Source organism: Haloflavibacter putidus (assembly GCF_006546625.1).
Lineage (GTDB): Bacteria > Bacteroidota > Bacteroidia > Flavobacteriales > Flavobacteriaceae > Mesonia > Mesonia putida.
Genome location: NZ_VIAR01000004.1, coordinates 178,136 through 191,112, shown reverse-complemented (window position 1 = coordinate 191,112; position 12,977 = coordinate 178,136). Strand labels below are relative to the sequence as shown.

11 protein-coding genes and 1 tRNA gene are annotated in these 12,977 nt (G+C 35.2%); 8 read left to right on the top strand and 4 right to left on the bottom strand.

Going from position 1 to position 12,977, the window contains the following annotated elements; translation table 11 throughout:
- The first annotated feature begins 42 nt into the window (after nucleotides 1-42).
- The 6 genes from FKR84_RS05870 to FKR84_RS05845 all read left to right on the top strand — a co-directional run bounded on the left by FKR84_RS05870 (nucleotide 43) and on the right by FKR84_RS05845 (nucleotide 3,952).
- Entirely contained in the window at nucleotides 43-342 is a 300-nt protein-coding gene (locus tag FKR84_RS05870; RefSeq protein WP_233357678.1) for a hypothetical protein, read from the top strand.
- Between the two features lie 76 nt (nucleotides 343-418).
- Complete coding sequence (locus FKR84_RS05865; RefSeq protein WP_141421368.1) at nucleotides 419-823, top strand: DoxX family protein; 405 nt, start codon at nucleotides 419-421, stop codon at nucleotides 821-823.
- Nucleotides 824-825: 2 nt separating this feature from the next.
- Nucleotides 826-1,272, top strand: coding sequence for a DsrE family protein (locus FKR84_RS05860; RefSeq protein WP_141421367.1), 447 nt, complete (start codon nucleotides 826-828; stop codon nucleotides 1,270-1,272).
- A 10-nt stretch (nucleotides 1,273-1,282) separates the two neighbouring features.
- On the top strand, nucleotides 1,283-2,944 hold the full coding sequence (locus FKR84_RS05855) for a bifunctional metallophosphatase/5'-nucleotidase (RefSeq protein ID WP_141421366.1): 1,662 nt from the start codon (nucleotides 1,283-1,285) through the stop codon (nucleotides 2,942-2,944).
- 6 nt (nucleotides 2,945-2,950) lie between these two features.
- Complete coding sequence (locus FKR84_RS05850; protein ID WP_141421365.1) at nucleotides 2,951-3,541, top strand: TlpA family protein disulfide reductase; 591 nt, start codon at nucleotides 2,951-2,953, stop codon at nucleotides 3,539-3,541.
- Between the two features lie 6 nt (nucleotides 3,542-3,547).
- Nucleotides 3,548-3,952, top strand: coding sequence for a DsrE family protein (locus FKR84_RS05845; RefSeq protein WP_141421364.1), 405 nt, complete (start codon nucleotides 3,548-3,550; stop codon nucleotides 3,950-3,952).
- A 53-nt stretch (nucleotides 3,953-4,005) separates the two neighbouring features.
- Here the strand turns inward: FKR84_RS05845 and FKR84_RS05840 are convergent, their stop codons facing one another.
- Together FKR84_RS05840 and FKR84_RS05835 are read right to left on the bottom strand one after the other, a co-directional pair.
- Complete coding sequence (locus FKR84_RS05840; protein WP_141421363.1) at nucleotides 4,006-4,812, bottom strand: sulfite exporter TauE/SafE family protein; 807 nt, start codon at nucleotides 4,810-4,812, stop codon at nucleotides 4,006-4,008.
- Nucleotides 4,813-4,865: 53 nt separating this feature from the next.
- The gene (locus FKR84_RS05835) at nucleotides 4,866-5,492 is read right to left on the bottom strand and encodes a Crp/Fnr family transcriptional regulator (protein WP_141421362.1); all 627 of its coding nucleotides are present in this window, start codon (nucleotides 5,490-5,492) and stop codon (nucleotides 4,866-4,868) included.
- Nucleotides 5,493-5,690: 198 nt separating this feature from the next.
- Here FKR84_RS05835 and FKR84_RS05830 point away from each other — a divergent pair, with 198 nt between their 5' ends.
- Nucleotides 5,691-7,856, top strand: a complete 2,166-nt coding sequence (locus FKR84_RS05830; protein WP_141421361.1) for a T9SS type A sorting domain-containing protein — start codon at nucleotides 5,691-5,693, stop codon at nucleotides 7,854-7,856.
- Nucleotides 7,857-8,200: 344 nt separating this feature from the next.
- Here FKR84_RS05830 and FKR84_RS05825 read toward each other — a convergent pair whose 3' ends face one another.
- A complete protein-coding gene (locus FKR84_RS05825; protein ID WP_262710715.1) occupies nucleotides 8,201-9,460 on the bottom strand; it encodes a multidrug effflux MFS transporter in 1,260 nt (419 codons plus the stop codon).
- A gap of 375 nt (nucleotides 9,461-9,835) precedes the next feature.
- On the opposite strand from FKR84_RS05825, the gene FKR84_RS05820 reads away from it, so the two are divergent.
- Nucleotides 9,836-9,909 (top strand) — tRNA-Pro (locus FKR84_RS05820).
- 724 nt (nucleotides 9,910-10,633) lie between these two features.
- Here FKR84_RS05820 and FKR84_RS13575 read toward each other — a convergent pair.
- A complete protein-coding gene (locus FKR84_RS13575) occupies nucleotides 10,634-12,940 on the bottom strand; it encodes an Eco57I restriction-modification methylase domain-containing protein (protein ID WP_141421359.1) in 2,307 nt (768 codons plus the stop codon).
- Nucleotides 12,941-12,977: the final 37 nt, after the last annotated feature.

Below are 12,977 nucleotides of genomic sequence, written 5' to 3'. Positions count from 1 at the left end.
AATTGGAAAAACTCTATAGCATTCTTTTTAGTTTGGCTCTTTATGGCCAAGGTTGTGATGGTTGAAGCAAAAACCATGCAATTTATGCTTGACGAAAATGTTATTTCGTTTAGCAATCCGTTTTGCGAAAAAAATTATCCAACAGATCAAGATACAACCGACTTTAAAAAACAAAGCATATCACATACACTTAATTTTCAAGCGGTTTGTGTTACTCCTATTTTACTGAAGAATTTTGAAGAACTTTCCAAAATGACTCCCCCAAAACGTAAACTTTTTAAAGAGCCAAAACTTCAGAATTATTTTACGTACCAAGATTTAAACTTACCCCCTCCCAAATAGTAATTTATTACAAAATAGTTTTTCACTACTTTTTTTCCGTAAAGAAAGTAGCCTATAAACCTAAAATAAATTTACTATGAAATTTACCATAGCGGTTAACTACCGTTCTGTGCAACTATTGCGCATTTTGGTAAGCGGCATTTTTCTGGTGGCTGGTTTTAACCACCTCATCCATTTAGAAAAAACCGTAAACCGTATTAATCAAGCAAATTTTAAAGGAATTGCCCTATTTTTTGGCAATCCGGAATTATTGGTAATCGCATCTGGAATTGTGATGTTAATTGCCGGTATTTCTTTACTAATAGGATTTAAAACACGTTATGCGGCCATAGTTTTAGCGCTGGTGCTCATACCAATTACCTTAACCATTCAAGTAGGACAAATAACCACGCTTGGGCCATTATTTAAAAATATTGCCATTATGGGCGGACTCCTATTTTTTATTCTAAACGATATTTCTTTAATCAAACAAAATAAATAAACATGAAAAAATTAATAATAACCAGTTTAGTATTCTTTGTGGGCTTTTTTGGCTTGCAAGCTCAAAATAATCTTTCGGCGGTAAGCCACACAGAAACTCTTGCCAAAGAAAAAATGAACAATTATGTGGTTTTAACACGAAAAATTCCACAACTGAAACCAATTTTATTGGCCGCGGAACAAATTAAAAAAGAGGACGGCAAAAAATTTGGCAAGTTCGAGATTGTAGTTTGCGGAAAAACCGTGCGAAAAATGACCAATGCAAAAAGTATACAGCCTTTTCTAGATCAAGCAAAAAAACTTGGAATTAAGATTCATGCTTGCGGATTTTCCTTAAAGAAATTCGGTGTAAAACAAAAAGATTTGCCAGATGATTTAGATGTTGTAGAGAACGGTATTTACTTCAACTTAGATTTACAACGCAAAGGATATAAAAGTATAGAATTATAAAACCACACCAATGAAAACGATAAACATAAGTATTTTAAGTCTAATTTTACTAGCGTTTATTTCGTGCAAAAAACAAACTTCTTCTAAAGAAAAACTTGTTGCCGAAAACTTACCAAAAACCGAAAGTAAAAAAGACACGATTAGTATAAACATTCTGCAAACGGCAGATATTCACGGACAATTAGACGCACACCCGGAACTATTTTGGGAAAACAACCAAATTGTTTTTAAAGAGCGTGGCGGTCTGGCACACATAAAAACCCTGTTTGATCAAGAACGCGCCAAAAACAAAAACACAATAATTGTAGATGGCGGAGATTTAATTCAAGGCAGTGGTTATACCGCGCTTTCCAAGGGCGATGTTTTACCGGAAATCATAAAAAACATGAATTATGATTTGTTAATTCCCGGCAATTGGGAAGTTGTGTATGGCAAAGCGCAGATGCTAAAAATTTTAAACGCCTACGACACGCCGGTAATTGCTCAAAATATGTTTCATGAAAAAGAAAAGCAAGAACTTTTTCCAAGTCATTGGATAAAGGAAGTAGATGGCGTAAAACTTGGTTTTATAGGCATTAACGATCCCGATGTTCCGGTAAGACAAAACCCCATTTTTAGTAAAGGTATCGCTTTTAGCGGAATAGATTCGGCTACAAAAAATCTCATTGATAAACTTAAAACCGAAGAAAAGGTAGATGCTTTATTTTTACTGACGCATTTTGGCGTTTTTAAACAAGTAGAATTAGCCAACAATCCCATTGCAAAAGATATAGATTATATTTTAGGAAATGACACGCACGAGCGCATTCGCGAACCTATACAAGGTAAATTTGCACGCGTTACAGAACCCGGCGCTTTTGGTAGTTTTGTAGGAAAATTGGTGCTGCATTTTGTAGATGGAAAAATTGTAAAAGAAGATTATGATTTGCTAGAAGTAGATCCTAAAAAATATCCGGCAGATGCCAAAATTGCTGCCCTGGTAGAAAAGGCAAAAGCACCATATAAAAAAGAAATGGAACGCATAATTGGTTATACAAAAGTGCCGCTATATCGCTACCTTACGGTGGAAAACACCATGGATAATATGATTACAGATGCTGCAAAATGGAAAACCGGCGCAGATATTTCTATCTCCAACGGCTTTAGGTTTGGAAATCCAATTGTACCACAAAACGGAGAACCCGCCCCCATTACCAAAGCCAATTTATGGAATATTTTACCGGTAAACGAAAATGTAAAAGTTGGGAAAGCTTCGGGAAAACAAATTAAAGATTGGTTAGAAAAAGAAATGCACAATGCTTTTGCACAAAACCCAACCGAACGTTTTGGGGGTTGGCTGGTACGTTTTTCCGGAATGAAAGTAGATTTTTCCAGCAACGCGCCAAAAGGAGAACGAATTAACAGTATTAGCGTTGCAGGAGAACCAATACAAGAAGACAAAATGTACACTATATCTGCGTGTAAACGTCCCGGCGATCCAATAGACAATTTATGTAGAATGACTAACGTAAAAAATGTTGTGGAAAAAGATTATACTATTCACGATGCCGTAGAAGAGTATTTGGCAGAACACTCTCCAGTAGCGCCAAAATTAGAAAAAAGGGCTTATTGCGATGTTTTAGGAGAACATTCTTTTTCTACCGTGCCCGGAACAAATTATGAATTCAAATAAATTAACATGAAAAAGAAAACAATTAAGAAAATAGGAAATTACAGCTTTTGGATTGTTTTTGTGGTAGTTTTATTTACTTCAAGCCTTCGGGCAGAAGTATTTGGTTTTATTCAAAGAGGCGTTTTAGAGCTGGGAATAATGAATCCCGATACCACTACTGAAACCACAGAAGACAACAAAGCTAAAAAAGCGAGTTACAAGGTTAAATTGCTAGACCAAAATGGCAATAAAGTAGATATGGCCAATTTAAAAGACAAGGTTATATTTATAAACTTTTGGGCAACCTGGTGTCCGCCTTGCATAGCAGAAATGCCAAGCATTGATAATTTACACGAACATTTTGAAAAGGATGAGGACGTGGTTTTTCTAATGATTTCGCTAGATAAAAACTTTGAAAAAGCAAAAAAGTTTAAAAGCCGTAAAGAGTTTGATTTTGACGTACATAAAACTTTGGGAAATTTACCCCGAGTTTATCAAAGTCGCAGTATTCCCACCACCTTTGTTGTAGACAAAAATGGCAATATAGCTTTTGAGCACAAAGGCATGGCTGATTATGATACCAAAAAGTTTAAGAATTTTATCAATAATTTAAAATAACACATTATGAAAAAGTTTTTTCTAATTGCATTCCTAGCAGTCTTGAGCAGTATTTTTACCAACGTTAACGCTCAAGAAAAGAATTACGTATTATCTACCGGTAATCCTAATTACGTACCGGCAATAATTGGCACGGCCAATACTTTGGCAGCAAATAAAAAAGAAAATCTGGGCAAAATAAAAATTGTTCTTTACGGAAAAGCCGTACAAGATTTAAATAAAAGTTCTACCACAAAACTATGGCTAGATAAAGTAACCCACAAAGCTATAGAATTTAGCGCTTGCGCTATTGCTTTAAAGAAATTTGATGTACAAAAACAACATATTCCGAAAGAATTTGAAGTGGTTGAAGATGCTTTTGTTTATCTGTTAGAACTCAAAGAAAAAGGCTATTACGCCTTAGATTTATAGCGTTATTTTTTTATATAAAAAGGTGGTTGTTTGCTAACAATCACCTTTTTTGTTTAAAAAAGTTCACGCCACACAATATATATTCCCATTACCAATACCAGCCAACCAAAAGCTTTCTTTAGTTTTTTTCCATTAATAAATCTATTAAGATAGATACCCAAATAAATACCTGCTATTGCTATGGCAGAAAAGCTAAGTAAGAAGATCCAATCTATTTCAAAATTTGTCACATCGCCAAGAAAACCTAAAAGCGAGTTTATAGCGATTATAAACAAAGAAGTAGCTGCAGCTTTTTTCATTGGTAGCTTGGCCAGTAAAACTAAAATAGGTACAATTATAAAACCGCCGCCAGCACCAACCAGGCCGGTAATTAATCCGGTAAAAGCTCCTAAAACTAAAAGTAAAGTATAATTGGTTACAGAAGATTTTTTTTCTGCTTTCTGTTTTGACGTAGTTTCTTTTTTGGTTTTTATCATACTCACCGAAGCAATTAACATTAAAACAGCAAAAAATACCATGATTGCCATATCTTTATGCAAGGTAAATTTACCAAGTTGCGCAATTGTTTCGGGAATGGCGGGAATAAGAAATTTGCGGGTTAAAAAGACAGCGCTTACAGCAGGAATGGCAAAAAGCAGAGCAGCTTTATAATTTACCATACCGTTTCTAAGGTTTTTAAAAGTGCCAAATAAAGATGATAAACCAACTACAAAAAGCGAATAACCCGTAGCAATAACCGGTTCTATACTAAGAACGTAAACAAAAATTGGAACGGTTAAGATAGAACCGCCGCCACCGGTTAGCCCTAACACCACTCCAATTAGCAATGCGCCTATATAACCAAGAATTTCTATTAACATATTTTTTGTTTAGCTTCAATATCCCAAAAAGGATTTTTGGTTTTTTGATCTCATTAAAGAAGTTCTATACTGTTTCGTTGCAATTTTAAAAATCCACTGTTTTCTAATTTTTTAAGTAATCTAGAAATTACCACTCTAGAAGAATTTAAATCGCTGGCAATTTCTTGGTGCGTACTATTTATTGTAGAATTTTGGTTTATCTTTCGTTTGTTCTCCAGATATTTTAAAAGTCTGTCGTCTAATTTAGAAAAGGCAATGGAATCTATTGCTTGCAAAACTTCCATTAACCTGCCGTGGTAACTTTCAAACACAAAGTTTCTCCAGCTTTTATATTTAGAAGACCACTCTTCCATTTTTTGCACCGGTATCATCAAAATAGTCGAATTGGTTTCGGCTACAGCTTCTATTTCGCTTTGGTGACGCCCCATACAACAAGTAAGCGTCATTGCGCAAGTTTCTCCTTTTTCCAAAAAATACAACAGCAATTCGTACCCATTTTCATCTTTTCTAGAAATTTTAATCGCTCCTTCTAACAACAAAGGCATAGAACGTATATAATCTCCGGCTTTAATTAAAACATCACCGGTTTTTACTTCTTTTTTTACCGCAACGTCTTCGATTTCTTTGATTAATTCTGGTTGAAAAATCAACGAATAAGGTTCCGAAAGTGTTTGTTTCATCTCGTAGTAAATTTACAATTACGCACCTCTAATATCGTGTTTTTTTTACAAAACAAATACACTCTTTCATATTTAATCCTTCCGTAAAGTCAAGAACGCAAAAAAGTTAAAATTACCGGTGAAATTTAAAAAAAATTAACATTTTGTTACAATAAGGTTTCTTTCTAATTATATTTGGGCATCAAAAAAATAAAAATTATGAAAAAGCTATTCCCTTTATTTACTTTTTTATTGTGTTTCGCTGCAATGGCGCAACATAACAAACCAATTGCGCAAGAAATTTTGCGTTTAGAACAGAATAAAAAAGCTTTTAAAACTTTTCCTGTTTTAGAAATTAATAGCGAAGTAGATGCTAGCATTTACCGCAATACGGCAACAGATGCTAATGTATTAAAACTAAACAAACGCGCTTTAGCGAGTTTACTTTATAAAAAGCCACAAACCATAACTATTAGCGTACCCTACGAAAATAACAACGTAGAAGTAAAATTATATAAAGCCGAAATTTTAACCGATGATTTTGCGGCTAAAAATCAGGCAGAAGAAACTATAAATTATGCTCCGGGTATTTATTACCGTGGTATTGTAGCAAATAAAACCAATACACTTGTTGCATTTAGTTTTTTTGAAGATAACCTTTACGGAATAATCTCTACCCCAAGAAAGGGAAACTTGGTAGTAGCCAAGGTTAAAAATTCTACAGATTTCTTAAGCTATACCGAAGCAAATTTAACTGGAGAAAATCCGTTTAATTGCGGTGTAGATGCTATGCCAGAAAATCAAGATGTAACTTTAGAAAACTCGCTTACAGCAGCAAAACAAAGCAACAACCAAGATAAATGTGTTCGAGTATACTATGAGGTTGCTTACGCTCCTTATTTGAACAACAACGCAGACGAAGTTGCAACTTTAAACTGGTTAACGGCAGTACATAATAATATTGCTACTTTATATGAAAACGATAATGTAAATACAGCCCTGAGTGAAGTTTTGATATGGACAGAAGACGATCCGTATGATTTTAATTTTAGTGAAAACTTAAATTTCTTTAGCAACTACAGAACAGGTTTTAACGGTGATTTAGGCCATTTGGTAAACTCTCCTTCTACCACTAGTGTAGCTTATTTAAATAGTTTATGTGGTGCTTACCGTTATGCATATTCTGGCATTAGCCAATATTATCAAAACGTACCAACTTACTCTTGGACAATTATGGCTATGACGCACGAAATGGGCCACGCTTTGGGCTCGCCGCACACGCACGCTTGTGCTTGGAATGGCGACAATACTGCTATAGATGGTTGCGGACCGCAATCTGGTAATGACGAAGGTTGTGATGCCCCACTTCCTACAAACGGCGGCACAATTATGAGCTATTGCCATTTGGTTGGTAGCGTTGGCATAAACTTTAACAATGGCTTTGGCAGTCAGCCGGCTACACGTATTCAAAATACAATTAACGGGAAAGCTTGTTTAGGCACAGATTGCGTTAATTCTTGTGTTGCCTCTATAGAAAATCTAGAGATAACCAACATTGGCACTACCACAGCAGAATTTAATATAGTAGATAATATTTCTACCAATTGGGAGTATAGAGTAAGACCTTTTAATAGTTTTGTAGGAAACTGGATTAATACTTCCAGCAACAGCGTTAGTATAGACCAATTAGCACCAAATAGCTATTATGTTATAGAAGCTTCTAACATTTGCAGCACCGGAAGTTTTCAAGGTAGCAGCATACAAAAAGTGTTCTTAACAGATGGCGATTATTGTGGGAACGATATTTTTGTAGATACCGGCGGAACCAATAGTATTTACGGAAACAACCAAGAGTTTAGTAAAACTTTTTATCCAGATAATCCCAACGAAGAAGTAAGTTTAGAATTTACAGCCTTAGACTTAGAAAATGGCTACGATTTCTTATACGTTTATGATGGCGAAGATACAGAAGCACAATTATTTACCAATGGCGAATTAACAGGAAATACCTTACCAGAAACTTTTATTGCCAGCAATCCTGCGGGAGCAATAACCGTTAAATTTGTATCAGATCCTTATGTAAACGGACAAGGTTGGGAAGCAACAATTTCTTGCGGTAATTTATCTACAGATGCAGTAAATGCTTTACGGAATTTAAAAGCTTATCCTAACCCAACTACGGGTAGAATAAACATAGAAAGCCCAACTAGCATAAAAGCTATTGCAGTTTATGATTTATTAGGGCGTAAAGTAAAAAGTTTCCAGAATCTGGGAGAAAGCACTTCTCAAAACATTGATTTAAGCGCGCTTTCTACCGGCGGCTATTTCTTGCAAGTAACAGCAGAAAACGGCGCCACCAAAACGCTTAAAGTAATAAAAGAATAGTTTTTTCACTTTAATTCAATATGAAAGTGTGTTAAACCTTTTTCTTTAGTATAGCTGAGCTTTTCCGTAAAAATTTCTAAAGCCTTGGAAGAAATTTAGGAAAAGCTTAGCGATTTTTCGCTTGAAGCGAAAAAATACCTAAGAAAAAGCGTCTTTTCTTTTGGCTTGGTTTATCCTGAGCTTAAGCCGAAGGGTTTTCTTTGGACGAGCAAAGAAAATGAACAATGTTTTTAAAACGTAAGAATTTAAATCTTTTAGAATTAATTTCTTAGCACGCTTAAATTCTCATTAACCAACTAAAACCAACCAAAAACGGAGCTAACCTAAAAGTTAGCTCCGTTTTTTTATCTTCCTATAAAAACCACCGAACGTTTTTCTTTTGTTCTAAACCAAATTAAAAAACCAAGCGAAAGCCCTAGTGAGATCAAAAAAGTAAGTGCCAATGGCACTAAGCTTATATTGGTAAATTCGCTTATTAAATAAGAAGTTATTGCCCCAAAAAGCATTTTCATACTACCAATTAAAGCAGAAGCACGACCCGCTCTTCGGGTAAACGGGTATAACGATAAGGCAGTTGTATTGGGATTTTGAAAACCCAACAAAAACAGCATTCCAAATAGTAAAATAATAGTAATATAAAAATTACCGCTCCATAGGCTATTCAGTAAAAACAAAATAGCCAAACCTACCAAAATATATGCAATACTATAGGTTGTTCTAAAAGTAGAATAGCGTTTTAAAACAAAGCGGTTTAACTGGCTACCAAAAATAAGTCCGGCAGCATTCATACCAAAAAGCCAACCAAACTCGGTTTCCGATAAATCGTAAATATCCATAAATATTATTGGGGCGCTGGATATATAGCCAAACATAGCGCCAACGGTTAAACTACCGGCAAAAGAAAAGAAAAGAAAGATTTTATTTTTTAAAATTCCTACGTAGTTTTTTATCACTTTTGAAGTACGCAGGTTTACAGATTTATCCGGAATTATGCTTTCTGGCAGAAAATTAATTACGCTAATAAACATAAGCGTAGCTAAGCCTGCCAAGCTAATAAATATTACTTGCCAACTATAATAAGTAACCAATAAGCTACCAACCGTTGGTGCAATTATTGGTGCGCCTCCCATAATTAACATTAAAAAAGATAAAGCGCGAGAAACTTCTTCTGGCGGAAAAACATCTCGCACCACTGCTTTAGAAGCTACCATTCCTGCAGATGCGCCAATAGCTTGAAAAAACCTGGCCGCTACCAACCACCATAAATTAGGAGAATAAAAGCACGCGATAGACGCTATAATATACAATACAATTCCTACTAAGAGCGGCGTTTTTCTACCAAATTTATCCATTATTGGTCCGTAGAGCAATTGCCCTAGGGCTATTCCAATAAAATAAGAAGTTAACGAAAAACCAACATCTGATTTGGAAATAGAAAAATCTTGGGCAATACTTTCAAAAGCCGGCAAGTACATATCTATAGAAAAAGGACCCAAGGCAATCAAGGTTCCTAAAACCAACAAAATACCAATTTCGCGTTTTTTATTACGCTCTTTAAATTTATGCATTTTGCAAATTTCGTATAAATTAAGCGTATCGCTCAACCCCTATTTAGCTTTAACAAATAATTAATTGCAAAGCTTTAATATCTTTTGTTTTTAGCTTTACGGAAGGAATTTTTCGGTAAAAAATTAGACAATCTTACGCCTATTATTATAGCCAATTTTTTCTCGTTTTTCTTTTGTAAAGAACAAGAAAAGTTAAGTATATTTGCAGGCTTGTAAGCTTTAGCTTATGCAAAGCTTTAGCTTATGCAAAGCTTTCAAACATTTTCGGGATGTAGCCCTTCGACATTTCGTCTGCGCTCAATGCAGGCATGCTCCTAGGGTCGCAGCTCAGGATAAACTGCACTACAATAAGTGTAGTCTTTTTTAAAATAACTGGTTTAAGATTGAAGAATTTGATCTTAAAAAACAATTCGGGATGTAGCGCAGTCCGGTAGCGTACACGCCTGGGGGGCGTGGGGTCGCAGGTTCAAATCCTGTCATCCCGACAAGCATAAAAGTGATGCGAGAGCATCACTTTTCTTGTTTAAAAAAGCACGCAAAGCTGGCTTTGTAGTGTGTTTTTGAACAAGAAAAGCTGCCAGTTTTTGCTGGCAGAGCTTTTATATTTCCAGCAATGGATGTAATTAGGATTCTAAAAATCCTGTCATCCCGACTTAATGGAAAAAGATTCCGCATTAGCGAGTTCTTTTTTGTTAGTATATTTATCTTACAACCAATTAAAAGCACCTTTTTTAGTCAAAATAGGCAAGGCACTACAAGTACCTTGTAGGAAGGTCTTCTTATTTATCAATTAACGATTACTCGAATTAAGCAGCAGAGGTATTCTGAATCTTTTCTTTACGCAGATTTTTTGATAACAGGCGTTGTGATTCTTTTGCCCGCTAACCTTAAATCGACCTAAGTTTTCTGATTGAAAAATTTACAAGGCAATAGAAAGGAAAATTGAATTTAATAAGCCAAAAATAACGCAAAAAGTTCTTTTGGTTTTATAGACGGGTTTTGGTGAACTATCTATGAGGTATCTATGGAGTATCTATGAGTTATCCCCAAAGCATTTTTTCAGTAAAATAACGCAAAAAGAACCACAAATCTCTTTTCCTAGACAAGGCATTAAAGTACCTTGTTACAACACAGACAAGGCACTAAAGTACCTTGTTAAAGACCACCCATTAAAGAAGCAGAGCACTAAAGTGTCCTGTTACATATTTGCTAGTCAGTATTTTCCACAATCTTTATCTCCTCTTCCGTTAAGCCATACAACTCATAAACCATTTGGTCTATTTGGTTATCTATACGGTTTATTTCGGTTTGTAGTTCAACCGCTTTTTTCTTGTTGTCTTCAAATAGCTCCATCCATTCAAACTCGTTTTTTTTGGTGAGTTTTGGGATTTCCGATTGCTCATTTTTACGTCTTGCGCGGTTTTCTTTATTAATGGCTTTGTTGAGCTCTTTAATAAAATCGCCAAAATCTAACTCGTGCCAGTTTTGTAGTTTTTTAGAGAGTTTTTCTACCGGATATTGGGATAATAAGTAGTTTTGGAATTTTTCTGTTTTGCTTGAAAAATCTTTATTTTGGGCTAAAATTTCATTGACTAAGTTAATTATTTCTTGGGCGTTTGAAGAAATTTCCGGTAACGGGAAAGGTTTTAAATAGTTTGTTTTAAAAACATAGTAACCACCTCTATATTCGGAACCAGTATTTTTCAAAAAGAACCACATTACCTTAGAATTTAATATTCCTAAATAGTATTTTTCATCTACTTCAAAACTGTCTTTTTTTACGAAAGAATAGACCTTAGTATTATGATAAAACTCTCCATTTTCATCATAGGTCATATTACAACCCAAAGATATTTCTCGAGTCATAATTTTCGGGTTTTGAAAATAAGGTAGGTTTTTAGGATAAATATATAAAAACCACCCTTCTTCAATATCCATTCGTCCGCGTTCTCTTCCTCTAATTTCTTTTTCAAAATGCTTTAAATAAGCATATGCTTTTGGAAGATTCTTTTTTATGTAGCTCTCATCCATTGGTGTGGATTCATCACCACTCAATATGTAAGGAAAAATTACATAATTCGATATTTCAGGTATATCGTATTTAAAAATATCTCTTCCACCAAAAATAGGTTTAACCATTTCTTTTTCAATTTCGAAATGATAATCGTATTTTTCGTTATAGCCTTTTATGAAATTACCGTATTCTTCGCCTTGAAAGACATAGACTGCGTCTAAACTTGTAGCGATACCTTGAAAAATTTTATCAAAAACACTATCAATAGTTTGGGGTTGCTTTTCTAATTTCTCAATGATTTCTACAACTTCTTCACTTTGTAAATCCCAGTTTTTGGTAGTTAGTTTTTCGTATTTCATACTTTCCCAAACAAACGGGTCAAATAACTGTTCGGGTTTTAGTTTTTTAAAGCGTAACTTTTCTTTTCTGGTTTTGGTTAAATCTATAATACAAGTATAAGTGGCTGCTTCCGTAAAGACAATCTCAGAGCCAAAATGTACTAGATTATTTACGGCAGTTTTTTCCTTGAAGAATTTCCGAATTCCCAAACCAAAATCTGCTATTAAAAATTTATGTGGTAAGATAAAAGAAGTTATTCCATATTGATTAATTAACCCGTAAGAACGCTCCATAAAAAGCGCATAAATATCATAATTTGAAGTTGCCGAAATGAAGTTTTGCTCATAGTATTCTACCATTTTAGGATAATGCTCAACCAGTCCTTGTTTTCTCAAATAAGGCGGATTCCCAATTACCACATCAAAACCGCCGGTGTATTCTGGTTTAAAAGCTTCGGTGTACGTGCAAAGCATACCATGAATTAATTCCTGCGTTTTTTTAGGATGCGGTTCTAATTCGTGTTTGCTGCGGTTGCCTTTAATGTAGTTCAGCGTGTTGGTGAGTTGTTCTGTACTTGTGATCTCTTTTGGTGCGCTGTATTTTTGTTGCCACAACGGTTTGTTTTTCTTCTTTACTTTCCGCAAAGGAGCATGCTGCAGGTTTGTATCCTGCAAGGGAGCACGTCGCAATTCTACATGTCGCAAGGGAGCATGCTCCCTTGTATTGTGTGCATCTTGCTCCCTTGTATTGCGTGCATCTTGCTCCCTTGTATTGCGTGCATCTTGCTCTCTTGTATTACGTGCATCATACTCCCTTGTTGTATTACCTGCAGGTCGCAAAGGAGCATTCTGCAGGTATGTACCCTGCAAGGGAGCATGCTCCCTTGTATTGTGTGTACTACGCTCCCGTGCAATACGGACATTCTTTGAGGTTACTGCTTTTATTTTTTGCATGATGCGCGGTATTTCATCAAGTTCACACACTAGCAATAAATGAATGTGATCGCCGCAAATATTGTAAGCCAAAACAAGGAGGTTATCTTCTTCTACAATTTCTTTTAAAGTTTTGGTAATCACAAAATCGTCTTCGGGAGTAAAATAAACAATATTGGGATAAGGATTGGTTCCAAAATCCCGACGTTTACGCACCTCATATTCTTCCATTCTGGCAGAAGTTCGGCTGTCGTGAATGGCTGTGGTA